The organism is Amycolatopsis sp. NPDC049253 (genome assembly GCF_040678995.1).
Lineage (GTDB): Bacteria > Actinomycetota > Actinomycetes > Mycobacteriales > Pseudonocardiaceae > Amycolatopsis.
In genome coordinates this window covers 1-26031 of the sequence record NZ_JBFAQX010000018.1, presented here as the reverse complement: position 1 = coordinate 26031, position 26031 = coordinate 1, and the positions used below count along the sequence as shown (strand labels likewise).

28 protein-coding genes and 1 pseudogene are annotated in these 26031 nt (G+C 72.0%); 19 read left to right on the top strand and 10 right to left on the bottom strand.

Annotation, left to right across the window (positions count from 1 at the left end; translation table 11 throughout):
- Nucleotides 1–8: 8 nt before the first annotated feature.
- The 5 genes from AB0K15_RS31965 to AB0K15_RS31945 all read right to left on the bottom strand — a co-directional run bounded on the left by AB0K15_RS31965 (nt 9) and on the right by AB0K15_RS31945 (nt 5304).
- Nucleotides 9–1385 carry an NADP-dependent succinic semialdehyde dehydrogenase gene (locus AB0K15_RS31965; protein WP_364058787.1) on the bottom strand — a complete coding sequence of 459 codons (1377 nt, stop codon included), beginning with the start codon at nt 1383–1385 and terminating at the stop codon, nt 9–11.
- A 110-nt stretch (nt 1386–1495) separates the two neighbouring features.
- Nucleotides 1496–2359 carry a dioxygenase gene (locus AB0K15_RS31960; RefSeq protein ID WP_364058784.1) on the bottom strand — a complete coding sequence of 288 codons (864 nt, stop codon included), beginning with the start codon at nt 2357–2359 and terminating at the stop codon, nt 1496–1498.
- A gap of 33 nt (nt 2360–2392) precedes the next feature.
- Entirely contained in the window at nt 2393–3190 is a 798-nt protein-coding gene (locus tag AB0K15_RS31955) for a citryl-CoA lyase (RefSeq protein WP_364058781.1), read from the bottom strand.
- Entirely contained in the window at nt 3187–4398 is a 1212-nt protein-coding gene (locus AB0K15_RS31950; RefSeq protein ID WP_364058778.1) for a CoA transferase, read from the bottom strand. Before AB0K15_RS31950 ends, AB0K15_RS31955 begins: the two co-directional genes overlap by 4 nt.
- 96 nt (nt 4399–4494) lie before the next feature.
- The gene (locus tag AB0K15_RS31945) at nt 4495–5304 is read right to left on the bottom strand and encodes an IclR family transcriptional regulator C-terminal domain-containing protein (RefSeq protein ID WP_364058775.1); all 810 of its coding nucleotides are present in this window, start codon (nt 5302–5304) and stop codon (nt 4495–4497) included.
- A gap of 228 nt (nt 5305–5532) precedes the next feature.
- Between AB0K15_RS31945 and AB0K15_RS31940 the strand changes: the two genes are divergently transcribed.
- Nucleotides 5533–6969: an amidohydrolase family protein gene (locus AB0K15_RS31940; RefSeq protein WP_364058772.1), complete on the top strand. Its 1437-nt coding sequence runs from the start codon at nt 5533–5535 to the stop codon at nt 6967–6969.
- A gap of 70 nt (nt 6970–7039) precedes the next feature.
- A complete protein-coding gene (gene ligD, locus AB0K15_RS31935; RefSeq protein WP_364058769.1) occupies nt 7040–8041 on the top strand; it encodes a non-homologous end-joining DNA ligase in 1002 nt (333 codons plus the stop codon).
- A 124-nt stretch (nt 8042–8165) separates the two neighbouring features.
- Here the strand turns inward: ligD and AB0K15_RS31930 are convergent, their stop codons facing one another.
- Nucleotides 8166–8546, bottom strand: a complete 381-nt coding sequence (locus tag AB0K15_RS31930; RefSeq protein WP_364058766.1) for a hypothetical protein — start codon at nt 8544–8546, stop codon at nt 8166–8168.
- A 323-nt stretch (nt 8547–8869) separates the two neighbouring features.
- Here AB0K15_RS31930 and AB0K15_RS31925 point away from each other — a divergent pair.
- The 5 genes and pseudogenes from AB0K15_RS31925 to AB0K15_RS31905 form a co-directional block, all read left to right on the top strand.
- Nucleotides 8870–9046: pseudogene (locus AB0K15_RS31925) on the top strand (short chain dehydrogenase); the annotation flags it as partial.
- A gap of 86 nt (nt 9047–9132) precedes the next feature.
- Nucleotides 9133–9303: a hypothetical protein gene (locus AB0K15_RS31920; protein ID WP_364059177.1), complete on the top strand. Its 171-nt coding sequence runs from the start codon at nt 9133–9135 to the stop codon at nt 9301–9303.
- Between the two features lie 795 nt (nt 9304–10098).
- Nucleotides 10099–10797 carry a hypothetical protein gene (locus AB0K15_RS31915; RefSeq protein ID WP_364058763.1) on the top strand — a complete coding sequence of 233 codons (699 nt, stop codon included), beginning with the start codon at nt 10099–10101 and terminating at the stop codon, nt 10795–10797.
- A gap of 23 nt (nt 10798–10820) precedes the next feature.
- A complete protein-coding gene (locus AB0K15_RS31910; protein WP_364058760.1) occupies nt 10821–12941 on the top strand; it encodes a DUF2156 domain-containing protein in 2121 nt (706 codons plus the stop codon).
- Nucleotides 12942–13034: 93 nt separating this feature from the next.
- Complete coding sequence (locus AB0K15_RS31905) at nt 13035–14321, top strand: MFS transporter (protein WP_364058757.1); 1287 nt, start codon at nt 13035–13037, stop codon at nt 14319–14321.
- Nucleotides 14322–14363: 42 nt separating this feature from the next.
- On the opposite strand, the gene AB0K15_RS31900 is transcribed toward AB0K15_RS31905, so the two are convergent.
- The 4 genes from AB0K15_RS31900 to AB0K15_RS31885 all read right to left on the bottom strand — a co-directional run bounded on the left by AB0K15_RS31900 (nt 14364) and on the right by AB0K15_RS31885 (nt 18369).
- A complete protein-coding gene (locus AB0K15_RS31900; protein WP_364058754.1) occupies nt 14364–14618 on the bottom strand; it encodes a hypothetical protein in 255 nt (84 codons plus the stop codon).
- A 63-nt stretch (nt 14619–14681) separates the two neighbouring features.
- Nucleotides 14682–17027, bottom strand: a complete 2346-nt coding sequence (locus tag AB0K15_RS31895) for an aerobic carbon-monoxide dehydrogenase large subunit (protein WP_364058751.1) — start codon at nt 17025–17027, stop codon at nt 14682–14684.
- A complete protein-coding gene (locus tag AB0K15_RS31890) occupies nt 17024–17497 on the bottom strand; it encodes a (2Fe-2S)-binding protein (protein WP_364058748.1) in 474 nt (157 codons plus the stop codon). Before AB0K15_RS31890 ends, AB0K15_RS31895 begins: the two co-directional genes overlap by 4 nt.
- Before the next feature lie 5 nt (nt 17498–17502).
- The gene (locus AB0K15_RS31885) at nt 17503–18369 is read right to left on the bottom strand and encodes a xanthine dehydrogenase family protein subunit M (protein WP_364058745.1); all 867 of its coding nucleotides are present in this window, start codon (nt 18367–18369) and stop codon (nt 17503–17505) included.
- Between the two features lie 287 nt (nt 18370–18656).
- On the opposite strand from AB0K15_RS31885, the gene AB0K15_RS31880 reads away from it, so the two are divergent.
- The 12 genes from AB0K15_RS31880 to AB0K15_RS31825 all read left to right on the top strand — a co-directional run.
- Nucleotides 18657–18893 carry a hypothetical protein gene (locus AB0K15_RS31880; protein WP_364058742.1) on the top strand — a complete coding sequence of 79 codons (237 nt, stop codon included), beginning with the start codon at nt 18657–18659 and terminating at the stop codon, nt 18891–18893.
- Nucleotides 18894–18903: 10 nt separating this feature from the next.
- Nucleotides 18904–19770 carry a xanthine dehydrogenase family protein subunit M gene (locus AB0K15_RS31875; RefSeq protein ID WP_364058739.1) on the top strand — a complete coding sequence of 289 codons (867 nt, stop codon included), beginning with the start codon at nt 18904–18906 and terminating at the stop codon, nt 19768–19770.
- Nucleotides 19767–20285: a (2Fe-2S)-binding protein gene (locus AB0K15_RS31870; RefSeq protein ID WP_364058736.1), complete on the top strand. Its 519-nt coding sequence runs from the start codon at nt 19767–19769 to the stop codon at nt 20283–20285. The genes AB0K15_RS31875 and AB0K15_RS31870 overlap by 4 nt, the downstream gene beginning before the upstream one ends.
- A 10-nt stretch (nt 20286–20295) precedes the next feature.
- The gene (locus AB0K15_RS31865; protein WP_364058733.1) at nt 20296–22686 is read left to right on the top strand and encodes an aerobic carbon-monoxide dehydrogenase large subunit; all 2391 of its coding nucleotides are present in this window, start codon (nt 20296–20298) and stop codon (nt 22684–22686) included.
- A gap of 10 nt (nt 22687–22696) precedes the next feature.
- Nucleotides 22697–23647 (top strand): XdhC family protein, encoded by a 951-nt coding sequence (locus AB0K15_RS31860; protein WP_364058730.1) that lies wholly within the window; start codon nt 22697–22699, stop codon nt 23645–23647.
- Nucleotides 23641–24225, top strand: coding sequence for an SRPBCC family protein (locus tag AB0K15_RS31855; RefSeq protein ID WP_364058727.1), 585 nt, complete (start codon nt 23641–23643; stop codon nt 24223–24225). Before AB0K15_RS31860 ends, AB0K15_RS31855 begins: the two co-directional genes overlap by 7 nt.
- A 10-nt stretch (nt 24226–24235) precedes the next feature.
- Nucleotides 24236–24490, top strand: a complete 255-nt coding sequence (locus AB0K15_RS31850; RefSeq protein ID WP_364058724.1) for a hypothetical protein — start codon at nt 24236–24238, stop codon at nt 24488–24490.
- 13 nt (nt 24491–24503) lie between these two features.
- Entirely contained in the window at nt 24504–24731 is a 228-nt protein-coding gene (locus AB0K15_RS31845; protein WP_220241271.1) for a hypothetical protein, read from the top strand.
- Nucleotides 24732–24750: 19 nt separating this feature from the next.
- Nucleotides 24751–24993: a hypothetical protein gene (locus AB0K15_RS31840; RefSeq protein ID WP_364058721.1), complete on the top strand. Its 243-nt coding sequence runs from the start codon at nt 24751–24753 to the stop codon at nt 24991–24993.
- Nucleotides 24994–24998: 5 nt separating this feature from the next.
- Nucleotides 24999–25274, top strand: a complete 276-nt coding sequence (locus AB0K15_RS31835; protein WP_220241270.1) for a hypothetical protein — start codon at nt 24999–25001, stop codon at nt 25272–25274.
- Nucleotides 25271–25630 carry a hypothetical protein gene (locus tag AB0K15_RS31830; RefSeq protein ID WP_364058718.1) on the top strand — a complete coding sequence of 120 codons (360 nt, stop codon included), beginning with the start codon at nt 25271–25273 and terminating at the stop codon, nt 25628–25630. Before AB0K15_RS31835 ends, AB0K15_RS31830 begins: the two co-directional genes overlap by 4 nt.
- 255 nt (nt 25631–25885) lie before the next feature.
- Nucleotides 25886–26031 (top strand): cytochrome ubiquinol oxidase subunit I (locus AB0K15_RS31825; protein ID WP_364059153.1); only part of this gene is annotated, 146 nt, incomplete at its 3' end.

Genomic DNA, 26031 nt, shown 5'->3' with positions numbered 1-26031 from the left:
GCCGCGCGTCAGCCGACCCAGACCGTCTTGAGGTTGCAGAACTCACGAATCCCGTGCGACGACAGCTCGCGGCCGTACCCCGAGCGCTTCACGCCGCCGAAGGGCAGCTCCGGGTACGACACCGTCATGCCGTTGACGAACACCTGCCCGGCGTCGAGGTCGTCGATGAACCGCTCGATCTCGCCGGGGTCCTCGGTCCACGCGTTGGACCCGAGCCCGAACGACGTCGCGTTCGCGATCTCCAGCGCCTCGTCGAGGTCCGCGACGCGGTAGAGCGAGGCGACCGGGCCGAACACCTCTTCGGTGAAGATGCGCATTTCGCGCGTGATGTCGGTGATCACCGTCGGCGGGTAGAACCAGCCCGGGCCCTCCGGCCGCTGCCCGCCGCACAGCACGGTGGCGCCCGCGGAAACGGCCTCGTCCACCAGTTCCTCGACGTCGGTGCGGCCCTGTTCCGTGGCCAGTGGCCCGACCTGCGTGGTGTCGTCGAACGGGTCGCCGACGGTCAGCGCGCGCATCCGCGCCACGAACTTCCGGGCGAACTCGTCGTAGACGTCGGTGTGCACGATGAACCGCTTGGCCGCGATGCACGACTGGCCGTTGTTCTGTGTCCGCGCCGTCACCGCGGTCTCGGCCGCGCGGTCGAGGTCGGCCGAGGGCATGACCACGAACGGGTCGCTGCCGCCCAGTTCCAGCACGGTGTGCTTGACCTCGTCCCCGCAGATCGCGGCCACCGAACGCCCGGCGGGCTCGCTGCCGGTGAGCGTGGCGGCGGCGACGCGGCTGTCACGCAGGATCGGCTCCACCTGGCGCGAGGAGACCAGCAGCGTCTGGAAACAGCCTTCCGCGAATCCGCCGCGGCGGAACACGTCTTCGAGGTACAGCGCGCACTGCGGCACGTTGGACGCGTGCTTGAGCAGCCCGACGTTGCCCGCCATCAGCGCGGGCGCGGCGAAGCGCATCACCTGCCACAGCGGGAAGTTCCACGGCATCACGGCCAGCACCACCCCGAGTGGCCGGTAGCGGCCGAGCGCGCGCGACGCGCCGACCACCGACGCGTCCGGCAGCGGCTCGTCGGCCAGGAACTCCTCGGCGTGGTCGGCGTAGTACCGCATGCCCTTGGCCGACTTCAGCGCCTCCGCGCGGGCCGAGGCGAGCGTCTTGCCCATCTCGGTCGTCATCATCCGCGCGACGTCGTCGGCCTCCTTCTCGAGGAGGTCGGCGGTGGCGTGCAGCAGCGCGGCGCGCTCGGCGAAGGTCGTGCGACGGTAGTTGTGCCACCGCTCGTGCGCGACACCGATCCGGTCGGCGACCTCGGCCTCGGTCAGCTCGGTGAACGTCCTGACCGTCTCGCCGGTCGCGGGGTTGATCGTGGCGATTGCCATGGGCGCAGTCGTCCCTTCTCCTCGTCGCGGTGCGGCCGGGCGGGGCCGTCTCCAGCACGAGCCTAGGTCTTCCCGGCCCGTGTGGCAGGCAAACCCGCGACGAGCCGAGGTCAGCCGACCGGCTGCAGGACGAAGTCGTACCGCGCCTCGACCCACGGCACGGCCGACTCGCCGCCGTCGGGGGTCGGGCCCGGCTCGCGGGGCTCGAAGGTGACCACGAGCTCCTGCTTGGTGCCGAACACGACGTCGCTGTCGAGGTACTCGGCGCCTTCCTGGAACAGGTGTGTGATCAGCGGTTCGTGACCGGTGGCGTTCACGAGGAAATGGACATGGGCCGGGCGGAAGTGGCTGATGTCGGTGCGCGAGATCAGGTCGCCGACGGGGCCGTCCATCGGGATCGAGTAGCCCTTCGGGGCGATCGTGCGGACGCAGTAGGTGCCGTCGGCGCGAGCGGTGTACTTCGCGCGCAGCCGGGCCTCGTCGACCTCCGGCAGCTGCGACTCGTAGGCGCCGTCGGCGTCGGCCTGCCACACGTCGAGCAGCGCGCCGGCGACGGGGGAGCCGTCGAGCGAACGGACGGTGCCGCTGACGTAGAGCGGGGTGCCCTCGACGCCGTCGGACATGTCGCCGCCGAAGTCCAGCTCGGGGGAGCCGTCGATGTGGAACGGGCCGAGCACCGTGGCCGGCGTGGCTTCCTTCGCGAAGGCGTGGTTCATCTGCACGACGAGCATGCTCAGGCCGAGCACGTCGGAGGCGAGGATGAACTCCTCGCGCTTCTCGTCGCTGATCTGGCCCGTCCGGGTGAGCCACTGGATCGCGGCCATCCACTCCGGTTCGGTGAGCCGCACTTCGCGCGCGAAGTCGTGCAGGTGCCGCACGAGCGCGGTCATCAGCTCCTTCGTGCGCGGGTCGTGCGCGGTGGCCCACCGCCGCTCGGCCAGCTCGGTGATGTTGTCCTCGGTGACGAGCTCCATTGACGTCCTCTTCTCGGCCGGTTTCCGCTGGGGTCAGGGCGTGTACGGGTCCGGCTCGACAGGCCGGTTGTTGAGATCCACCGCGAGGAAGATGTCGTTCCCCACGGGGTGGCGCAGCTCCTCGGCGAGCTGGCCGATCAGCCCGGCCGTGCGGGCGAGCAGTGCGAACCCGCGCAGCATCTCCAGCGGCAGCCCGAGGTCGGCCAGCGCGGCGCCGCAGACGCCCGCGCCGTTGAGCGGCAGCGTCTTGCCGAGCACCTGCGGGTGGACGCGGCCGATCGCGGTGAACAGTGCCAGGTGCGGGCCGACGAGCCCTTCCTCCGCGGCGATCTCCAGCAGGCGCGGCGTGCGCGGGTCGCCCTGCTTGTGCACGTGGTGGCCGAGCCCGGGGACGAACTCGCGCGCTTCCCGTTTCGTGCGCACGGTTTCGAGGGCGAGCGCGTCCCAGCCGGCGTCGTCGGTCGGGAGGTCGCCGGCGGAGGCGAGCACTTCGTGCAGGAAGCGGCCGCAGTCCTCGGTGACGCCGAGGAAGCGCGAGCCACCGCCGAGCAGGCCGGCGGCGAGCGCGCCCTGGATCGAGTCGGGCGCGGACAGGTAGGTCAGCCGCGTGACGATCGCGGTCGGGGTGAAGCCGTGGTCGGCCAGCGCCGCCAGCACGGCCTCGAACACGCGGGTCTCGCCCGGCGTCGGCCGGCGCTGCGTCGCGAGCCAGAAGGACAGCTCGCCGAAACCGACCTTGCCCATCACGTCCTGCGCGAGGTCCTGGCCGAGCAGGGTGATCTTGTCGAGCGACGACGCTCCGAGCGCGGTCTCGTACACCGGCTCGTTCACTCGGTGTCCTTTCCTGCGAGATCGTCCTTTCCGGGGAGACCACTGCGTGGCGCGCCCAGCCAGGCGCGCAGCTCGGCGCCGTGCTCGTCGAGCTCGGGCGGCGGCAGCCGGTAGGACGCCGGGGTCGCCGAGAGCCGCAGCGGGTGGCGGGTGGTGGGCACCGCGCGGTCGCCCTCGCCGACCTCGACCACGGGATCGAGCCCGAACCGTTCGGCCATCGCGAAGCCGCCGTCGATCGTGGAGATCGGGCCGCACGGCACGCCCACCGCCGTGAGGGCCTCGAACCAGTCGACGGCGCCGCGGGAGGCCAGGCGCTCGACGAGGATCGGGCGCAGCTCCTCGCGGTTGCGCGTGCGGTCGGCGTTGTGCGCGAACCGCGGGTCTTCGGCGATCTCGGGGATGGCGAGCACGTCGCACAGCTTGCGGAACTGGCCGTCGTTGGCCGCGGCGACGATGAGGTCGTCGTCGGCCGTCGGCAGCGGCTCGTACGGGAAGACGCTGGGGTGCGCGTTGCCCATCCGGTAGGGGACGACGCCGCCCGCGACGTGGGCGGAGCTGTGGTTCACCAGCCCGGTGAGCGCCGAGGACAGCAGGTTGACCTCCACGAGCTGGCCGGCGCCGGTCGCGTCGCGGTGGCGCAGCGCGGCGAGGATGCCGATCACGGCGTGGTTGCCGGCCATCACGTCGAACACGGAGATGCCGGCGCGGTAGGGCGGCCCGGCGGGGTCGCCGGTGAGGCTCATCAGGCCGGAGATCGCCTGCACCATGAGGTCGTAGCCGGGCACGTGGCTGCCCGCGCCGGAGCCGAAGCCGGTGATCGACGCGTAGACGAGGCCGGGGTTGAGGGCGCGGACGGTCTCGTAGTCGAGGCCGTACTTGGCGAGGCCGCCGGGCTTGAAGTTCTCGATGAGCACGTCGGCGCGGGCGGCGAGCTCGCGCCCGAGCGCCGCGTCGGCTTCGTCGCGCAGGTCGAGGGCGATGGAGCGCTTGCCGCGGTTCACGCCGAGGTAGTAGGTGGAGGTCTCGCCGCGGACCGGCGGCATCCAGGTGCGCGTCTCGTCGCCCTGCGGGCCCTCGACCTTCACGACTTCGGCGCCGAGGTCGGCGAGCAGCATCGTGGCGTACGGGCCGGCCAGCACCCGGGAGAAGTCCGCCACCAGCAGCCCCGACAGCGGTCCGGTGCCCGCTCCCGCCGGGGAGTCTTCCATGCTTCGCCTCTCTTCGTGTCCGTCAGGCGGACCACTGTCCGTCCAAGTCGTACAACCGAGAGTCTGCGCCAGTGCGGCGCGTCGGTCAAGCGTGGGTCAGGACACGGCCGGCGCGGCGACGTGCGGGACGTCCTGCAGACGCGCGAAATCCGCGCTGATGTTGCCCGCGGCCTGCAGCAGCAGTGGCAGGTGGTGACCGATCAGGCGGTCGACCGGGGTCTCGGCGGCGTGGCAGTTGACGTTCACGCTGGCGACCACGCGGCCGGCTCCGTCGCGCAGGGGCGCCGCGACCGAGCGGATCCCGAGGGTGAGCTGCTCGTCGGTCAGCGCCCAGCCGCGGGCGCGCACCTCGCGCAGCTCGGCGTCGCGTTCGGCGCGACCGGGTTGCCAGCGCGGCACGAGCCCGGAACGGGTCGGCTCGGCAAGGGTGGTCTCGAGCTCCTCGGGCGACAGTGCCGCAAGCAGGACTTTGCCCAGCGATGTCGGCAGCGCCGGGAACCGGGTGCCGATCTGCACGGCCAGCGACACGATCTTGGGCACCGAAACCCGGGCCACGTAGACGATGTCGGAGCCGTCGAGCTGCGCGATCGAACAGGACTCGTTCGTCTGCGCCACGAGCTTCTCCAGGTGCGGGCGCGCGACGTCCCACAGGCCCATCGACCGCACGTAGGCGACGCCGAGCTCGAGCACGCGCGGCGTGAGGGCGTAACCGCGCTCGGCCGCGCGCACGTAGCCGAGTTCTTCCAGTGTCAGCAGGATCCGCCGCGCGGTGGGGCGGGCCAGCTTCGTGGCGGTCGCGACCTCGGCGAGCGTCATCACCGGCTGGTGGGGCCGGAAGGCGGCGATCACTTCGAGCCCGCGGGCGAGCGCCTCGATGAAGTCCGGACCGGTTCCCTCTCGTGGCATGGCACGACCTCCTCACGGCCTGGCGGGCACTGCGTCCCGCGAAGCGTATCCGCTCGCTGTCCGCGAGACGGACAGCGTCGTCCGGCCTCGCGCGGCGCCGGGGCCCGGCCGGGCATTGACAGCGGCTCCACAGTGCGCAAAAGTGTCTGCACCCCACTGGTTGTCCGTCAAGCGGACGATTGTACGCGTCGGGGGTCCGTGGGGCTCCGGCGTGGAAGAGAGGCAGCCATGAGCGAGCCCACCGGCCGGCCGGTCGTCCTGCGCGGCGGGACCGTGCTGACCGTCGACGCCACCCGCCGCGTGCTGCCCGGGCACGACGTGCTGGTCACCGGCGACACGATCACCGCCGTCGGCCCGGACCTGGCCGTGCCCGAAGGCACCGTGGAGATCGACGCGACCGGCGGCATCGTGATGCCGGGCATGATCGACACGCACCGGCACATGTGGCAGACGGCGATGCGCGGCTACGGCGCCGACTGGACGCTGACGCAGTACTTCGTCTGGTACTACCTGGAGCACGGCAAGACCTTCCGCCCGGCCGACGTCCACGCGGGCAACCTGCTGTCCGCCTGGGAGGCGCTCGACGCCGGCGTGACGACCACAGTGGACTGGTCGCACGGGCTGCAGACGACCGAGCACGCCGACGCGGCCGTGGACGCGCTGCAGGCGGTGCCGGGCCGGTTCGTGCTGGCGTACGGCAACATCCAGGACGCGCCGGCGCACTGGACCGCGGCGCCCGAGTTCCGCGAGTTCGTCGCGCGCCGCATGACCGGCGACCCCATGCTCGGCCTCCAGCTCGCGTTCGACGTGACCGGCGACCCGGCGTTCCCGGAGAAGCCGGCGTTCGAGGTCGCGCGCGAGCTCGGCGTCCCCGTGACCACGCACGCGGGCGTGTGGGGCGCGACCGGCGACGACGGCATCCGTCTCATGCACGACCACGGCTTCATGACGCCCGAGACGATCTACGTGCACGGCGCCTCGCTCTCGGCCGACTCGTACCACCGGATCGCCGCGACGGGCGGTTCGGTGTCGGTGTCCACCGAGAGCGAGCAGAGCGCGGGCCAGGGCTACCCGCCCACCTGGGCGCTGCGCTCGCACGGCATCCCGGTGTCGCTGTCGATGGACACGTCGGTGTGGTGGAGCGGCGACCTGTTCTCCGCCATGCGCACCACGCTGGGCGCCGACCGGTCCCGCGAGCACCTGGAGGCGCACGCGAAGGGCGACACCGTCACGCACGCCGCGCTGCGCGCCGACCAGGTCGTGGAGTGGGCCACCCGCGGCGGCGCCCGGGCCCTCGGGCGCGAGGCGGAGCTGGGCAGCGTCGAGGTCGGCAAGAAGGCCGACCTCGTGCTGGTGAAAAACGATCACTCGCCCGTGTCGTTCCCGTTGCTCAACCCGCACGGCCACATCGCGTTCCAGGCCCAGCGCGGCGACGTGCACACCGTGCTGGTCGACGGCCGCATCGTGAAGCGCGACGGCCGCCTCGTGGACGTCGACCTCGCGGCGGTGCGCCGCACGGTGGACGCGACGGTCGAACACCTGCGCGCGCAGCTGGGCGACGAGGCCTGGGAGCAGGGGATGAACCCCGACGTCCCCGCGGCGAAGGTCCTCGACAACCCCTACACCTACACCGACTACCAGAGCGGCAGCACCCACGGCGGGTGACCACTGTGGACGTTTCCGCTCGCTTCGCCCTACGGTGGGGCGAGCGGGACGTCCGAGGCGGGAGGCCGGCATGGCAGGCGGTGCTGAGCGGTCGCGCGTGCCGGCCCCGATCGAGCCGATGCTCGCGACCCCCGACGGCGGCCTCCTGCGCGACGGCCCCGACTACGCCTACGAGTTCAAGTGGGACGGCTACCGCTCCATCATGCGCGTCGCCCCCGACGGCACCACCGTGCTGACGAGCCGCAACAACAACGACTTCACCGGCCGCTTCCCGGAGCTGCTGGGCGTGTTCGGCGACGCGTTGGGCGGGCGGCCCGCGGTGCTCGACGGCGAGATCGTGGCTCTCGACGAGCAGGGGCACCCCGACTTCGGGCTGCTGCAGAACCACGACACCTCCGCGCGTTCCGTGTCGTACTTCGTGTTCGACGTGCTCCTGCTCGGCGGCGACTCACTGCTGGACGCCACGTACGACGAACGCCGGGGTGTCCTCGAGGCGCTCGAGCCGCCGGACCGTCGCCTGGCGGCCATCACCCCGTCGTACTCCCACACGGACTTGTCGGCGCAGGGGATGTCGCCGCAGGACCTGCTGGACGTGGCGCAGAAGACGATGCTCGAAGGCCTGGTGGTCAAGGCGCGGGCCTCGAAGTACCACCCGGGGCGGCGGAGTCCGGAGTGGCTGAAGCACCCGCTGATCCGGACCACGGAGGTCGTGCTCGGCGGTTGGCGGCCGGGCCAGGGGCGTCGTGCTTCCACGCTCGGTGCGCTGCTGCTGGGTGCGCACGATCCTGCTTCCGGCGATCTTCTCTACCTGGGTGACGTCGGGACGGGCTTCACGGAGCAGATGCTCGTGGATCTGCGGGAAACCCTGGCGCCCTTGGAACGGTCGGTGAACCCGTTCGCCAACGAGGTACCCCGCGATCGGGCCCGCGGGGCGCATTGGCTGGCCCCTTCGCTGGTCGGCGAGGTCGTGTACCGCCGCCTGACCCCGGGCGACCAGCGCCTCCGGCACACGGCTTGGCGGGGGTTGCGGCCGGATCGGGTACCGGGTGAGGTGGAAGTTCCGTCGAGGTAGTGCGCGAGCGCGACTCGACCACGTTGCGACCGGGAGCCGCGCTCGGCTCTGTGCGGGGCAGCGGGATGTCCCGGCGGCCGACGAGACGCGGTCGGCGGCGGTCAGGTGGTCGACGATTTTCGCGCTACCAGACCGAAAGCAGTCGCGGGTCGGGCTGACCGTTTTCGTCGACGCCGACGAGATGGGCTGCTTCGGGGCCGATGCGGGACTCGTCGTCCAGCGGGACGGCGAAGCGATGCTCGCCGGAGTCGAGCGCGAGGTAGCGGCCGGGGATCACTTCGCAGCCGTCGATCACCACCCCGACGAAAGCGCGCATGACGACCTGCGACTGTCCTTCGGGGAAGCGCCATGCGCGGCAGCCGTACAGTCCGAACGGGTTCGTCAGCGCTCGCAACACGGGTCCGTCGAAGTGCAGTTCGACGTAGTCGCGGACGAAGCTGACCGCGCTGACCTTGCGGCCGATCAGGAGTCGCAGCGACGCAGACGGGTCGTGAGCGGCGGTCATGCCGCGATCGTGCCAGAAGCCGAGGCGATCGCTGCCGGCTTTTTTTTGCAGTCGGGCCTTCGTGCGGTGGACGAACCGCCCAGCGGCGTGGCCATCCTGAACTTGTCAGTCAATGACACAAGAGGCAGCCAATGACAGTCGGAGCACAGTGAAAGCAGTCGTGATCGGCACCGGGACCATCGGGGCCGCGGTGAGCGAGCTGGTGGCGGAGCACGGCCACGAAGTCGTGACCGTCGGCAGGAGGGTCCGGGGGCTACCAGGCCGACATCACCGACATCGGGAGCTTGCGGGGGTAGTTCGCGAAGCTCGGGGGGTTCGACGCGGTGGCCAACGCGGCCGGCGACGTGTTCCCGGCGCCGTTGGAGCAGACCACGGACGAGCAGTGGGCGAGCTCCTTGGCGTCGAAGGGGATGGGGCAGGTCCACGTGGTGCGGGCGGCGCTGCCGTGCATCGCGGACGGGGGGGCGTTCACGCTCGTGTCGGGGGTGCTGACCGACGAGGTGACGCCGGCGGCGACGATCGGCGCCGCGGTGAACCACCTGGTCGAGGGTTCGTCAAGGCCGCGGCGACGGAGCTGCCGCGGGGCGTGCGCAACAACTGCGTCAGCCCGACGGTCCTCACGGAGTCCACGGCCTACCAGCCGTATTTCCCCGGTTTCACACCCGTGCGGGCGGCCGAGGTGGCGCGGGCGTACCTGCGGGCGATGGCGAACCCCGTCACCGGCCGCTTGCTGAAGCTGCACAAGACCGACGGCTGACAGGAAACAACCACGGCCCTCGTCACGGGCGGCGCAAGGGGTCTCGGCCGGAAGCGCAGGTCACTCGCCGTCCCGCTGCGCAAGCAGGACGTGCGCAGGGCTGCCGCACGACGATCGGCCGGCGTTGACGCACCCGGTTGCGGATGCACTTTTCACAGCCGGCAGCCGATCATCGGAAGGCTTCGTCAGCAACACCGCGGCCGCGCCCCATCGAGGCTCGTCGAGAAGCCCGGTGCAATCACCGTGGTGGGGGAGAGCGCGGTCAGCGCATGCCAGGGGTCGTCATCGCGTGGCCCGGGCGCCGAGCAGGCCCGGGTGGCCGAGGACTGGGCGCACCGTCGAATCGGTGCACCGCAAGAGAATTCCCGGGCGGCGCCTATCCGGCTCAGGGCGGCTCATCGACGCACCGGCACCCCCGGCAGCAGAACGAGCCTCGCGAAGACGGCAAGGACGCCGACTTGCGCGATGCCCGTCCGCGGCCGCTCGAGAGGAGCCCGGTCCCGCCGGGCCGGTCGGCGGACCCGCGACGTACCGGCGGCCGAGCCGGCCGGAGGTGCCCGAAAGCGGGGTTACCATCCGATTCATGCTGCGACGACGCTTCCCGGTCGCCGGGCCGTGGCGTGCCCCACGAAGCCCGGGGGCGCGTCGTGCGGGGAACTGGCGCGCAGCGAGCCCGACGGGTGAGTTTCCGTCGCGCGGCCCGTCCTGGTCACCCACCGACCACAATGGACACCCGAGGGCCGGTGCGGCCGGGGCTCGTCTGCCGGGACCTGTCTTCGAGCCGGGGAGGCGCCGATGACTGCCACCTATCCGCCGCGCCGCAGTCCCGCGCGGATCGCGGTGATCGTCATCGCGGTGGTCGCGCTCGTGATCGGCGTGTGCCTGGCCATCGGGGGCGGCGTCCTGCTGCTCGTGTTCGGCTCCGGCGGGTCGCTGAAGTCGGGGGAGCACGACGTGACGACCCCGACCGCGGCGATCGTCACCGACACGGCGCAGATCACCGACACCGGCCGGCTCACCCGCGCGCTGGGCTCGCCGTCGGTGAGCGTCCACGCGACGGGCGGCAACTCGTCCGGCCTGTTCATCGGCATCGGGCCCGCCGCGGACGTCGACCGCTACCTCACCGGCGTCGCGATCGAGCAGGCGCGCAACTTCGACCTCGACCCGTTCGCGCTCGACGCCGTGCGCCGCGACGGCACGGCGCTGGCGGCCCCGCCGGCCACCCAGCCGTTCTGGGTCGCCTCCGGAGCGACCGACGTGACCTGGCCGATCACCGACGGCGACTACCGCGCGGTCGTGATGAACGCCGACGGCACCCCCGGCGTGGACTCCCGCCTCGGCGTCGACCTGAACCTGCCGGGCCTGTTCGGCTACGCGCTCGGGTTCTTGATCGGCGGGCTGGTCCTGGTAGTGGCGGCCGTCGTCGCACTCGCCCTGGGCCGGCCCCGCAGCCGGGCGCCGGAGCCGACCACACCGACCCCACCGCCGTACTGAGACCGCGGACCGGGCCGGCCACCATGGCAGAACACACCGCGACCGCCGAACACGCGAAGACCCCCGAGTTCCTCACCCGCGCACGGTCGATCGCGCTGGTGCTGTGGCGGCGCGCGCCGTTCACCACGGCCGTCGTCGTGGCCATGGTCGCGCTCGGCCTGGCGACGGGCACGCTGTGGAGCGCCGTCGAGACGCGCGAGTGGTTCCCGCAGGTGTCCTACGGCCTGCCCTCGCTCCTCGACGGCCGCTGGTGGACGTTCCTCATCGGCCCGTTCTTCGCGCTGACCCCGCTGTTCTACCTTCCCGTGGCCGGCGGGTTCGCCCTGCTCGTCGGCCCGGCCGAGGCGCGGCTGGGCACGCGCCGGACCGCCGCGATCGCCGTCGGCGCGCAGCTGGCCGCCACCCTCGGAGCTTCGCTGATCCTGCTCGCGCTGCGCGGCGCCGGCTGGGAATGGGCGACGCAGCTCGCCGGCCGTACCGACGTCGGGTTCTCCGCGGGTGCGCTCGCCACGGTCGCGGTGGTCAGCGCGACCATCCGCTCGCCGTGGCGGCTGCGGTTGCGTGCGCTGCTGTGTGTCTACGTCGGGGTGTCCATCCTCTACATCGGCACGCTCGCCGATCTGGAACACCTGCTCGCCGTCGGCCTCACGCTGCCGCTCGCGCGCCGCCTCGCCGGCCCGAAACGCCTCCGCTCCACCGGCCGCCCGACCCGGCGGGAGTGGCGGCTGCTCGCCGTTACCGGCCTCGTCATCGCGGGCGCGGTGCAGATCGTGGTGCGCGTCGCGCCCGGTGTCAGCCCGCTCGGCTCCACGGCGGGCCAGGCCGACTCGGTGCCGGAGCTGGCCATCGTGCTCGTGGTGATCGCGCTGATGATCAACGGGCTGCGGCGCGGCAAACGCGCGGCGTGGCGGTGGGCGGTCGGGCTCGCCTCGCTGATCGTGGCGCTCGGCGTCGTGATCGCCGTGATCGTGGTCGTCGCGGAGATCTTCGGCCTGGCCTACACGATCGAGAACGCGTCGTTCCTCATCGCCGACGCCGTGCTCTGGGGCGCCATGCTGACGCTGCTCATCGCGGCGCGCGGGGCGTTCCGCGTGCCCTCGCGAAGGAAGCGGCGCCGCGCGCTCGGCTCCCGCGACGTCGACGGCGCCACCGAACTGCTGCAACGCCACGGCGGCGGCACGCTGTCCTGGATGACCCTCTGGCCCGAGAACTCCCACTTCTTCGACCCCGACGGCGAGTCCTACCTCGCCTACCGCCGCCACGCCGGCGTGGCCATCGCCCTCGGCGACCCGATCGGCCCCGACACCGCGGGCACGATCAGGGCGTTCGCGGAGCTGTGCGACACCTCGGGGCTGGTGCCGTGCCTGTTCTCGGTCACCGAGGAGACGACCGCCGTCACGGACTCGCTCGGCTGGGCGCGCGTGCAGGTCGCCGAGGACACCCTCGTCGACCTCGAAGACCTGGAGTTCCGCGGGAAGGCGTGGCAGAACGTGCGCTCGGCGCTCAACCGCGCGGTGAAGGAGGGCGTCGCCTTTCGCCTGGTGACGCTGGCCGACGAACCGTGGTCGCTCGTCGCGCAGGTCCGCGCGATCTCCGAGGAGTGGGTGGGGGACAAGGGGATGCCCGAGATGGGCTTCACCCTCGGCGGCGTGGACGAGGCGCTGGACCCGCGTGTGCGCGTCGGCCTGGCCGTGGACGCGGACGGTGTGGTCCAGGGCGTCACGTCGTGGCTGCCCGTGTACGGGGGCGACGGGCGGGTCGACGGCTGGACGCTCGACGTGATGCGCCGCCGCGGCGACGGGTTCCGGCCCGTGGTGGAGTTCCTCATCGCCTCGTCCTGCCAGGCGTTCCGCGCCGAGGGCGCGAAGTTCGTCTCGCTGTCCGGCGCCCCGCTCGCCCGCGCGCCGGAGGCCCCGCCCGCCGCGCCGCTCGAACGTCTCCTGGACTCCTTCGGCGGCGCGATGGAGCCCTACTACGGGTTCCGCTCGCTGCACGCGTTCAAGACGAAGTTCAAGCCCCGCTACGTGCCGATGTACCTGTCCTACCGCGAGGAGGCCGACCTGCCGCGGATCGGCGTCGCGCTCGCCCGCGCGTACCTGCCGGATGCCTCGCTGGGCTCGCTGGTGCGGATCGGGAAGAACTGACGGGACGGGCGGGCACCCGGGCGAGGATTGGCCGTTTCCCCTGGACCTGCGCGGACTATGCTCGCCGCGTTGATCAACGGGGGAGAGGACGGGATGGCTGAGCAGGTCCTGGTGCGCGGCGAGCAGGTGCGCCGCGTCGCGGTGGCGAGCGCGATCGGCACGACGATCGAGTGGTACGACTACTTCATCTACAGCACCGCCACCGCGCTGGTGTTCAACAAGCTGTTCTTCCCCTCGCTCTCGCCGGCGACGGGCACGCTGGCGGCGTTCGCGACGCTCGGCGTGGGCTTCGTCGCGCGGCCGCTGGGCGGGATCGTGTGGGGCCACTTCGGCGACCGGGTCGGGCGGAAGGCGATGCTGGTCGCGTCGCTCGTCCTGATGGGGCTCGCGACGGCCGCGGTCGGGGTACTGCCCACGTTCGCGCAGGCCGGCGTGCTCGCGCCCGTGCTGCTGGTGGTGCTGCGCGTGCTGCAGGGCATCTCGGCCGGCGGCGAGTGGGGCGGCGCGGCGCTCATGGCCGTCGAGCACGCCCCCGCGGGCCGGCGGGGGCGCTACGGCTCGTTCTCCCAGATCGGCGTGCCCGCCGGGCTGATCATCGCGCAGCTGGTGTTCTTCGCGGTGACGAGCTCGCTGTCGCCCGAGGACTTCCGGTCGTGGGGCTGGCGCGTGCCGTTCCTGGTCAGCCTCGTGCTGGTGGTCGTGGGCCTGGTGATCCGGCTGCGGGTGGCCGAAAGCCCGGTGTTCGCGCGGCTGCGGGAGACCGGGGAACGCAGCCGCGTGCCGATCGTCGACGTGCTGCGCCGGCGCCCGCGTGAGGTGACCGTGGCGGCGCTGAGCTTCATCGCCAACACCGCGCTGGGCTACGTGTTCTTCGCGTACCTGTTGTCCTACGGCACTTCCGTGCTCAAGCTGAGCAGCACCACGATGCTGGTGGAGATCATCGTCGGCAGTGCCGTGTGGCTCGTGAGCATCATCGCCGGCGCGATCTGGTCGGACCGCGTCGGGCGAAAACGGGTGTACCTCGTGGGTTCGGTACTGCTCGTCGTGTGGTCGATCCCGTTCTTCCTGCTGGTCGACACGCGCCAGCCGTGGCTGCTCGGGGTCGCGGTGGTCGTGCTGAACCTCGGCCTGGGCGCGACCTACGGGCCGCAGTCGGCGTTGTTCGCGGAGCTGTTCGAACCGCGCTACCGCTACAGCGGCGCTTCCTTCGCCTACGCCGTGGGCGCGGTGCTGGGCGGCGGGTTCGCGCCGCTGATCGCGACCGCGCTGCAGACGTCGACCGGCACGTCGTTTTCGGTGTCGCTGTACATGGTGGCGGTCGCGCTGATCAGTCTCGGCGCGGTGATCGCGTTTCCGCGCTCGCCGGCCACCGAGGGCTGAGGCCGGCGCGATCGCGGAGGGCGGCGGCGAAGCCGGTGGTCCTCAGGCGGCGGGGTTCAGGTCCAGCGCCTGTGCCCCGGCCGGGGTGAGTTCGGCCGGAACCCACTGCCCGCGGCCGACTTCCCGTACCGGCCGGACGAGCCCGGAGTGCGTGAGCGCGTGCGCGGTGGGCTGGTCGGAGCAGAGCAGGCCGTCGATCCGCAGGTCGGGTTCGCTGCCGGCGCCGAGTTCGGCGCGGCCCGCCGCGATGGCGCGCAACAGCGCGAGCGCCCGGCCGTTGAGCGGTGTCGTCGTCATGGCGGTTCCTTTCCGCGTCCCTCACCTGGAACACGGAACCGCGGCCGGGCCGGTTCAACCCGCTCAGGAGATCGCCAGGTCGGCGCGCAGCGGCTTGCCGCGCATGGCCCGCCACACGGCGGCCGGCGTCAGCGGCATGTCGGCGTGGCGCACCCCGAACGGGGCCAGCGCGTCGACCACCGCGTTGACCACGGCCGCGGGCGAGCCGACGGTCGCGGACTCGCCGATGCCCTTCGCGCCGATGGGGTGGTGCGGCGAGGGCGTGACGGTCTCGCCGAGCTCCCACGACGGGCACTCCAGCGCCGTGGGCAGCAGGTAGTCCATGAACGAGCCACCGAGGTGGTTGCCGTCGGCGTCGAAGGCCATGAGCTCCATCAGCGCCATGCCGATGCCGTCGGCGAGACCGCGGTGCACCTGCCCCGCGACGATCATCGGGTTGATCCGCACTCCGCAGTCGTCCACGGCGACGAAGCGGCGGACGCGCACCTGGCCGGTGTCCGCGTCGACGTCGACCACGCACAGGTACGCGCCGAAGGGATAGGTCAGGTTCGGCGGGCTGTACACCGTGCTGGCGTAGAGCTGCCCCTCCACACCTTCGGGCAGCGCCAGGTCGGAGTGGGCGGCCAGCGCGATCTCGCGGATCGTGTGCCCCCGGCCGGGCACGCCGCGCACGAACCAGCGCCCGCGTTCCCACTCGAGGTCGTCCGGGCTCACCTCGAGCATCGCCGACGCGACCTGCCGCGCGCGCTCGCGCACCTTCCGCGCCACCGTCACGGCGGCCGCGCCCGACACCGGCGTCGAACGCGAGCCATAGGTGCCGAGGCCGAACGGCGTGTGGTCGGTGTCGCCCTGCACGACCTCGACCTCCTCGGGCGGGATGCCGAGCTCGGCCGACACGAGCTGCGCGAACGTCGTCTCGTGACCCTGGCCCTGCGACATGCAGGACAGGCGCAGCACGGCCGAGCCGGACGGGTGCACGCGCAATTCGGCGCCGTCGGCCATGCCGAAGCCGAGGATGTCCATGTGCTCGCGCGGTCCGGCGCCCACGGCCTCGGTGAAGAAGCTCAGGCCGAGGCCCATCAGCTCGCCGCGGGCGCGCTTCCCGGCCTGTTCGCGGCGCAGCTCGTCGTAGCCCGAGATCTCCTTCAGCAGCGTCAGCGCGCGCGGGTAGTCACCCGAGTCGTACTGCCAGCCGGTGGCGCACGTGTACGGGAACTGTTCGGGCCGCAGCAGGTTGCGCATGCGCAGCTCCGCCGGGTCGAGCCCCAGCTCGCGCGCGAGCACGTCCATCATCCGCTCGACCACGTAGACCGCTTCGGTGATCCGGAACGAGCACGCGTACGCGACGCCGCCCGGCGCCTTGTTGGTGTACACGCCGGTGACCGAGCAGAACGCGGCCGGCAGGTCGTAGGAACCGGTGAACACGTGGAAGAAGCCGGCGGGGAACTTCGCGGGCTGCGCGGTGCCGTTGAACGCGCCGTGGTCGGCGAGCACGCGCACGCGCAGCCCCAGCAGGCGGCCGTCGCGCGTGGCCGCGATCTCGCCGCGCATGTGGTAGTCGCGGGCGAACGACGTGCTCATCAGGTTTTCCGACCGGTCCTCGGTCCACTTCACGGGCCGGCCGGTGACCATCGAACCGACCACCGCGCACAGGTATCCCGGGTACATCCCGACCTTGTTGCCGAAGCCGCCGCCGATGTCGGGCGCGACGATGCGGATCCGGTGCTCGGGCAGGCCCGTGATCCGCGAGTACAGGATCCGGTGCGCGTGCGGCGCCTGCGCGGTGGCCCACACCGTGAGCTTGCCGGTGATCGCGTCGACGTCGGCCACGGCGCCGCACGTTTCCAGCGGCGCCGGGTGCACGCGCGGGTAGAGCATGTCCTGCCGGGCCACCACCTCGGCCTTCGCGAAGGCGGCTTCGGTGGCCGCTTCGTCGCCGGAGGACCAGTCGAACACGTGGTTGTCGGCCTTGCCGAGGTCGTCGCGGATCACGGCGGCGCCCGCGGCGAGCGCGGCCGGCGCGTCGACGACCACCGGCAGCGGCTCGTACTCGACGTCGATCAGCTCGAGCGCGTCTCGTGCCGCGTAACGATCTTCGGCCACGACGAACGCGATCTCCTGGCCCTGGAAGCGGACCTTGTCGGTGGCCAGCACGGCCTGCACGTCGTGCGAGAGGGTCGGCATCCACGCCATCCCGCGCTCGGCCAGGTCTTTCCCGGTGAGCACGGCGCGGACCTTGGGGTGGGCCTCGGCCGCGCTGGTGTCCACCGACAGCAGCCGCGCGTGGGCGTGCGGGCTGCGCAGGATCGCGCCGTGCAGCATCCCGGGCAGCACGAGGTCGTCGACGAACGTGCCGCGCCCGCGCACGAAGCGCGCGTCTTCCTTGCGGGGCAACGAACCGTAGGTCATGGGGTTGCCCCATCCGGGTGCTCGGCCGCCCACCGGATCGAGCGGACGATGTTCTCGTAACCGGTGCAGCGGCACAGCTGCCCGGAGATCGCTTCGCGGATCACGTCCTCGCTCGGATCCGGGTCGTGGTCGAGCAGCCAGCGCGCCGTCATCAGCATTCCCGGCGTGCAGAACCCGCACTGGATCCCGTGGCACGCCACGAAACCCTGCTGCACGGGGTCGAGCTCGGCGCCGTGGCCGAGGTCCTCGACGGTGCGGACCCGCTTGCCGTCGGCCATCGCCGCCAGCACCGTGCACGACTTCACCGGCAGGTCGTCGAGCCACACGACGCAGGTGCCGCAGTTGGAGGTGTCGCAACCCCAGTGCGTGCCGGTGAGCCCGAGGTCGTCGCGCAGGAGGTGGACGAGCAGCAGGCGTGGCTCGACCGTGCGGCGGTGGGGTTCGCCGTTGACCGTCACCGTGATCTCCACGCCCGTCAGCCTCCGGCCCGGTCGGCCGCCCGGTGCAGCGCCCGGGTGGTGAGCGTGGCGACGAGGTGGCGTTTGTAGTCCACCGGGCCGCGCTGGTCGGCGGCGGGGGAGCAGTGCTCGGCCGCGATGACCCCGGCCTTCTCGAAGCGTTCGGCCGAAGCGGCGCCCCCGCGCAGGAAATCCTCGGCCTCGGCCGCGACGAACCGCGGCGCGCCGACGGCGGTGAGCCCGATGCCGGCCTCGGCCACGTCGCCGCCTTCGAGCACGAGCTCGGCCCCGGCGGCCGCCACCGCCCAGTCACCCGCCCGGCGGCCGACCTTCGCGTAGGCGCTGCCGCTGCCCTCGCGGATCGGCAGCCGCAGTTCCACGAGCAGCTCGGCCGGGCCGACGACCGTGCTGTAGGGGCCGGTGAAAAACTCGCGCACGGGCACCATTCGCGTGCCCTCCTCACCGCGGATCACGGCGTCGGCCCGCACCGCGGTGAACGCGGCCGACAGGTCCTCCGACGGGTCGGCTTGGCACAGCGACCCCCCGATCGTGCCGCGGTTGCGCACGATCGGGTCGGCGATCACGCGCTCGGCGTCGGCCAGGACCGGGAACAGCGCGCCGGCCTCGGCCGAGGCGAGCAGCTGCGCGTGCCGCACCAGCGCGCCGATGCGCAGCTCGCCGTCGGCGACCTGGATCCCGGACAGTTCGGTGAGCTCGTTGACGTCCACCAGCGCTTCGGGCCGGGCCAGGCGCAGCTTCATCATCGGGATCAGGCTGTGCCCGCCCGCGATCACGCGGCTTTCCGGGCCGTACTTCGCCAGCAGCGCCAGCGCGTGCTCGACGCTCGTGGCCCGCTCGTACTCGAACTGCGCCGGCACCTGCATGACGGTCGATGGTCCCCGCCCCACGGGGCCGCCGCAACACCGGATTAACCGATGGCCTACTGCGCCGTTTGTTACCAATCCGACCACAGTCACGGCTTGAGCTTTCGTAGCAACGGTTACGTCGGGCTCGGGGTCTGCCTACTTTTGGTCGGATTGGTAAGAGGTACAGGGACCGGTTCCGCCCAGCTCGGCGCGGGGTTAAGCAAAGGGTTAATCGCGGATTGTCCTGCCCGTGGTCCGGGGGGAGCATCACGGCAGCTGACCAACGGCGGAAGCAGGTGCGCGTCATGCGGATCGAGTCCGACGGGCACAGCCGCGGCAACCCCCGGCTGTTCGAGCTCGTCGAGGACGCACCGAAAGAAGGGCCTGGTCCGACTGTGTGGGCGTGGCCCGACCTCGTGGACTTCCTGAAGGTGGCGGGCCGCCCGGTCGCCGGGCCGTGGCCGCCACACCAGCGGCCGCGGCAGGACCCCGAAGAGGACACGCTGCCCACGGCCGTGGCCGAACCTCCCGAGAACGGCTGAGGGGGCCCGCGTGTACCCCTCCCGGTTCCGCTACGAAGCACCCCGTTCCCTGGCCGAGGCGCTCGACCTGCTGCACACCGGCGGCGACGAGGCCAAGGTCCTCGCGGGCGGGCAGAGCCTGGTGCCGCTGATGAAGCTGCGCTTCGCCGCGCCCGCGCTCGTGGTCGACATCAACAACGTCCCCGGCCTCGCCCACCACGAGCTCGACGCCGAGGGCAACCTCCACGTCGGCGCGCTGTGCCGGCACGCGGATCTCGAACGCTCGCAGCTGCTCAAGGCCGTGCAGCCGACGATGGCCGCGGCGGCGCCGTTGATCGCCGACCCCATCGTGCGCAACCGCGGCACGCTCGTCGGTTCGCTGTGCCACGCCGATCCCCAGGGCGACTGGGCGTCGGTGGTGCTCGCGCTCGACGGGTCGATCGTCGCGGAAGGGCCCGCCGGCCGGCGCCGCATCGCCGCGCGCGACTTCGTGCTCGGCCCGTTCCAGAACGCGCTGGGGCCCGACGAGATCGCCGTGGAGGCCGTCATTCCGGCGCCGCGCGGCACCCCCGCGGGCGGTTACCTCAAGCTGGAGCGCCGGGTCGGCGACTTCGCGACGGTCGGCGTCGCCGTGGCGGTGGAGACACAGGCCGGGACGGTCACCCGCGCCGGGATCGCCCTCACCGGCGTCGGCGGTTCGACGATCGAAGCCACCGATGCCGAACACGTGCTCGTGGGCGGTCCGCTGACCCCCGGCAGCGTGGCGGAGGCCGCGGACCTGGCCGCCGCGGCGGCGCGCCCGAAGACCGACCACCGCGGCACGGCCGCGTTCAAACGGCACCTGGTGCGCACGTTCGTCGTGCGCGCGCTGGACCGCACCGGGGAGGAAGCGGCATGACGAGCGTCCACGAGATCCACGAAGAAGCCACCGGCGACGTTCCGATCCGCCGGATCACCGTCACGGTCAACGGCGAGCGCCGCGTGGTCGAGTGCGAGCCGCGGCTGCTGCTCGCGCACCTGCTGCGCCAGGGCCTGCGCCTCACGGGCACGCACATGGGCTGCGACACCACCAACTGCGGCGCCTGCACCGTGCTCGTGGACGGCCGCGCGGTGAAGTCGTGCACGATGCTCGCGGTGCAGGCCGACGGGCACGAGGTCACCACAGTCGAGGGGCTCGCCACGGCGAGCGAGCTGCACCCGCTGCAGGAGGGTTTCCGCGAGGAACACGGCCTGCAGTGCGGCTTCTGCACCCCGGGGATGATGCTCTCGGCCAAGGCCCTGCTCGACGAGAACCCCGATCCGTCCGAAGAGGACGTCCGCTGGGCGCTGTCGGGGAACCTGTGCCGCTGCACGGGGTACCAGAACATCGTGAAGTCGGTGCTGTGGGCCGCAGCCAAGCTGCGGTCCGAATAGGAGGCTCGACGTGTCGCAGGCGTTGGACGAGAACAAGATCGGCGGGCTCGGCGTCAGCCGGAAGCGCGTGGAGGACAACCGGTTCATCCGCGGGCGCGGGAACTACACCGACGACATCGTGCTGCCCGGCTTGCTGCACATGGAGATCCTGCGCAGCCCGCTCGCGCACGCGCGGATCAAGTCGATCGACACCAGCCGGGCGTGGGAGATCCCGGGGGTGCGGCTCGTGCTGACCGGCGAGATGGCCGCGACCCGCAACCTCGCGTGGATGCCCACGCTCTCCTACGACACCCAGGCCGTGCTCGCCACCGACAAGGTGCGGTTCCAGGGCCAGGAAGTCGCGTGTGTCGTCGCCGACGACCCCTACATCGCCAAGGACGCGTGCGAGGCCATCGACGTCGAGTACGAACCGCTGCCCGTGATCGTGAACCCCGGCCAGGCAGTGGCCGAAGGCGCGCCGCTGATCCGCGACGACAAGGCAGGCCAGGCCGACAACGTGGTCTACCGCTGGGAAGTCGGGGACCAGGCCGGCACCGACGCGGCGTTCGAGCAGGCCGACGTGGTCTCGAAACTGCGGCTGCACTACCCGCGTTCGCACCCCTCGCCGATCGAGTGCTGCGGCTCCGTGGCCGACTTCGACCGTGCCACCGGAAAACTGACCGTGTACATGACCACGCAGGCGCCGCACATCATCCGCGCCGCCGTGGCGATGGTCGCCGAGCTGCCCGAGCACCTGATCCGCATCATCTCGCCGGACATCGGCGGCGGCTTCGGCAACAAGGTGCCCGTGTACCCCGGCTACGTGTGCTCGATCCTGTGCTCCATCCTGCTGGAGCGGCCCGTGAAGTGGATCGAGGACAAGACCGGCAACCTGATCTCCACCGGGTTCGCCCGCGACATGTACCTCGACGGCGAGATGGCCCTGCGCGCCGACGGCAAGATCCTCGGCGTCCGCATGCACGCCGAGGCCGACCACGGCGCGTTCTTCGCCGACGCCCAGCCCAGCAAGTTCAAGATCGGCCTGCTGCACTCGACGTTCGCCTGCTACAACGTGCCCGCCGCGCACCTCACCGCGCGCGGCACCTACACCAACAAGGCACCCGGCGGCGTCGCCTACCGCTGCTCGTTCCGCGTCACCGAGGCGATGTTCTTCCAGGAACGCATGGTCCACCAGGCCGCGAAAGACCTCGGGCTGGACCCGGCCGAGTTCCGGCGGCGCAACTTCGTCCGCGCCGACGCCTTCCCGCACCGCACGCCGTTCGGGTTCCTCGTGGACTCCGGCCAGCCCGAGGCGTGCCTCGACGTGGGGCTGAAAGCCGTGGGCTACGAGGATTTCCTGCGGCAGAAGGAAGAAGCGCGACAACGCGGACGGCGGCTGGGGATCGGGATCTCCACGATGACCGAACCGCTCGGCGCCGGCAACAGCCGCGAGTACGACATCCTCGGCATCAAGATGTTCGACTCGGCCGAGCTGCGCGTGCACATGACCGGCAAGGCGCTGCTGCGGGTCGGGGCGAAGAGCCAGGGCCAGGGCCACGAGACGACGTGGGCGCAGATCGTGAGCCACGAGCTGGGGATCCCGGCCGACGACGTCACGGTCGAGGAGGGCGACACCGACACCGCGCCGTTCGGCATGGGCACCTACGCCTCGCGCAGCACACCGGTGGCGGGCGCGGCGATCTCCATGGTCTCGCGCAAGATCCGGGCGAAGGCGCGCAAGCTCGCCGCGCACCTGCTCGAAGTGTCCGAAGAGGACATCGAGTGGGAGCTCGGCCGGTTCTCCGTGCGCGGGGTGCCCGAGCACGGCGTGACGATCCAGGAGTGCGCGATGGCGGCCTACGGCAACATGCCCGACGGCATGGAGCCCGGTCTGGAGAACCACGCCTACTACGACCCGCCGAACCTGACCTGGCCATTCGCCGTCTACATCGTCACCGTCGAGGTCGACCCGGAGACCGGCGTGTGGGACGTGCTCAACACCGTGGCCGTGGACGACTGCGGCGTGCGCATCAACCCGATGATCGTCGAGGGCCAGATCATGGGCGGGCTCACCGAGGCCTACGCGATGGCGAACATGCAGTTCATCACCTTCGACGCCGAGGGCAACTGTGTCGGCTCGAACTACATGGACTACCTGCTGCCGACTGCGTGGGAGACACCGGGGTTCGAGCTGCACAGCGAGGTCGTCACGCCGTCGCCGCACCACCCGATCGGCGCGAAGGGCGTGGGGGAGTGCGCCGCGGTCGGCGGGCCGGCGGCCTTCGTGAACGCGGTGCTGGATGCGCTCGACGACACCGGTGTGCGCAACATCGACATGCCGTTGCTGCCGGACCGCGTGTGGGAAGCCCTGACGCAGCACCACGACGTGTCCGGCGCGCCGCCCGTGCGGACGGACGAGTGAGGTGCCCGGGATGTCCATGACGGACTCGACCGACGGCTGGGACGTGCTGGCGCAGGCCGGTGAGCTGGCCCGCCGCGGCGAGGCGTTCGCGCTCGCGACGGTGGTGTGGCGCCAGGGCCCGTCGTCGGGCAAGCAGGGCTGCCGCGCGATCATCACCGGCGAGGGCGAGCTGCGCGGGTGGATCGGAGGCGCGTGCGCCGAGCCGGCCGTGATCCGCGAGGCCCGGCAGGCACTCGTCGAAGGCACGCCCAGGCTCCTGCTGCTGGGGTCACCGGAGCAGTTCGGCGCGGCGGTGCCCGAGGGGATGACGGTGGTGCCGATCTCGTGCCAGAGCGAGGGCGCGCTCCAGGTCTACATCGAACCCGTGCTGCCCGTGCCGCACCTGGTGGTGGTCGGGCACTCGCCGATGGCGCACACACTGGTGGCGCTGGCGGGTTCGCTCGGCTGGCACGCGCGGCTCGTCGAGCACACGGAGCTGGACGTGGTGACCGAGCGATCCTTCGTGGTCGTCGCGACGCAGGGCCACCACGACGAGGAGTCGGTGGAACAGGCGCTGGCCGCGCGGCCGGCGTACGTCGGGCTCGTCGGCTCGCGCCGGCGCGGAGCGAGTGTGCTCGGTTACCTCGCCGACCGCGGGGTGGCCGCCGACGAGCTGGACCGCGTGCAGGTGCCGGCCGGGCTGGACCTCGGCCATGTGTCGCACCGGGAGATCGCCGTGGCGATCCTGGCCGAGCTCGTGCGGATCCGGGCGGCGCGCGGGGTGCCGCCCGGGCCGCCGGAGCCGGGTGCCGCTGCCGCGCCGGACGCGACGGAGACCGTCGACCCGGTGTGCGGCATGACCGTGGAGGTCGACGCCCCGGTGGTGTTCGAGGGCCACGAGTACAGCTTCTGCTGCGCCGGCTGCCGCGCCGAGTTCCTGCGTGACCCCGGCGCGTACACCAAGAAGGAGAGCCGATGCTGATCCGCAACCAGTTCGAGGTCGCGCAGCCCGTGGACAAGGTCTGGCGGTTCTTCGACGACGTCCCCGCCGTGGCGACGTGCCTGCCCGGCGCCGAGCTGACCGAGGAGCTCGGTGACGAGCGCTACCGCGGCCGCGTGGGCGTCCGCCTGGGACCGGTGTCGCTGAAGTTCGACGGCGTCGCGGCCATCACCTCGCGCGACGAGGACGCCCGCCGGCTCGTGGTCGACGCGAGTGGGGCCGAAGCCCGCGGCCGGGGCCAGGCGGCCATGGTCGTGACGGCGACGCTGGCCCGCGCCGACGTGGGCACCCGCGTCGACTTCGAGCAGGACCTGCAGGTGTCCGGCGCCGCCGCGCAGTACGGCCGGGGCATGATCGCCGACGTCTCGTCGGTGCTGATGCGCCAGTTCGCCCTCAACGTGCAGGAGGCCATCGCACGCGCCGAACGCGGGGAGACGGCGGAGGCTCGCCACGCGGCGGCCCCGGCCCGCGGGTTCACGATCGGCCTGCAGGCGACGCTCATGGCGCTCAAGCGCGTGTTCCGCCGGTTCTTCGCGCCCTACCCGAGCACCCCGGCCTGAGGAGGCAACCGTGGTCCTGTGGTGGATCGGCAACGCCGTGCTGCTGTTCGTGGTGCTGCCCGTGGTGATCGCCCTGCTCAACCGCGTGCTGGCCGCCGTGGAGCGGATCCGCGCCGCGGCCGACGACATCCTCGTGGGCGGCGTGCGCCTCGCGGGGCAGCTCGAACCCGTCCCGGAGGCGCTCGCGCGCACCGACCGCACCATCGGCGAAGTGGCCGCCGGCGCGACCCGGTACGCCGGCAGCGTCGCGAAACTGCTGGGCTGAAAGGAGTTCCGCCATGCCTGCCGCCGCATGGGCCACCCTGGCCATCAGCGCACTGATCATCCTGTTCGCCGCCGTCGGCCTGCTCCGCGTGATCCTGCACCTGCGCCACGTCCGCCGCACGCTCGGCAGTGTGCTCGGCGGCGTGCGCGTGATCGCGGAGGAGACCGCGCCCGTGCCCGCCGCGCTGGGCTCGGTGAACGCGAACCTCAAGCCGGTGCGCGACTTCTGCGAGTCGGTGTGAACGCCGAAGGAGGCGAACCGTGACCACGGGCTGGATCATCGGGTTTTCGATCGGGGTCGTCATCGTGCTCGTCGTGGTGGCGCTCGTGGTGCCGATCCTGGTGCTCGCGCGCTCCATCGGCCGGGCGGCGCCGCTCATCGACGACGAGCTCAAGGCGGCCGAACGCAACACCGCGCCGCTGGCCGAGCTGCGCACCACCATCGACCACGCCGAGGTCATCGTCGCCGGGCTGCGACGGGGCCGCGAGCGGCTGGGAGGCTGATCGGGATGTCCACACAGGACGAGACGTTGTGGTGGATCGCCATCGCCGCCGGGTTCGTGGTGATCCTCGTGGTGGTGGCTCTGCTGAGCCTGCTCATCCGGTACGTGAAGGTGATCGACCGCCGGGTCGCGGGCATCCGTGACACGCTGCACGGCGCGGCGGACAACACGCAGCACACCGACCTGATCCCCGTCACGGCCACGCGCGTCGACGCCGTGCTCGCCGAAGGCCTGCAGCACCACCTGTTCCTCGGACGAGTGCTCGGAAAGGTGAAGTCGTGACCACCACCTTGGTCGTGCTGACCGTCGTCGACATCGCCCTGCTCGTCGCGGGCCTCGCGGTGTACCTGTTCTGGGTCGGCGGCCTGCTCGCGCGCATCGCGACGAACCTCGAGGACTGCGCGGAGACCGTGCGGCGCATCAACACCCACGCCGAGGCGATCGTGCCGGGCGTCTCGCACATCAACCGCACGGGCGGGGTCGTGGCGGGTGCGCTGCCGCTGCTGTACGGGATGGCGGAGGACATCGTGGTGGGCGCGACCTACACACCGCCGACGGAGGAACGCCCGCCGGCGCGCCCCGCTTCGGGCACCCGGCGCTCGCGGCTGCACGACGCGGTGGGGTTCGCGCGGCACTGACCCTGGCCGGCACCCTTTACGGGCATCGAGGAGGCGAAGCGAACCTTCCGGCCGGCCACGCGGCCGCCTGACCCCCGTTCCTCCGCGGTTCGGTACGGAGCCGACGTCATCCCCGCGGGGTGATGCCCGCCGGGTGCGGCACCCGACAGGGTCGGGGCATCGCCACAACCGGCGAACCCGCCGAGCGGCCGGGGCCGGTGCACGGGCAAGCGGGCAGGGGTGATCGTGGGCGAGACGTTGACCGGCCTGGCGACGATGGCTGCGGTGAACCCCGTGCCGTGGGCGCGTTCGCAGATGGCGTTCACGCTCGGGTTCCACATCATCCTGGTGCCGCTCGGGGTGTCGTGGGCGTTCATGGTCCTGATCGCGAACTACCGGGCGGTGCGCCATCACGACCGGGC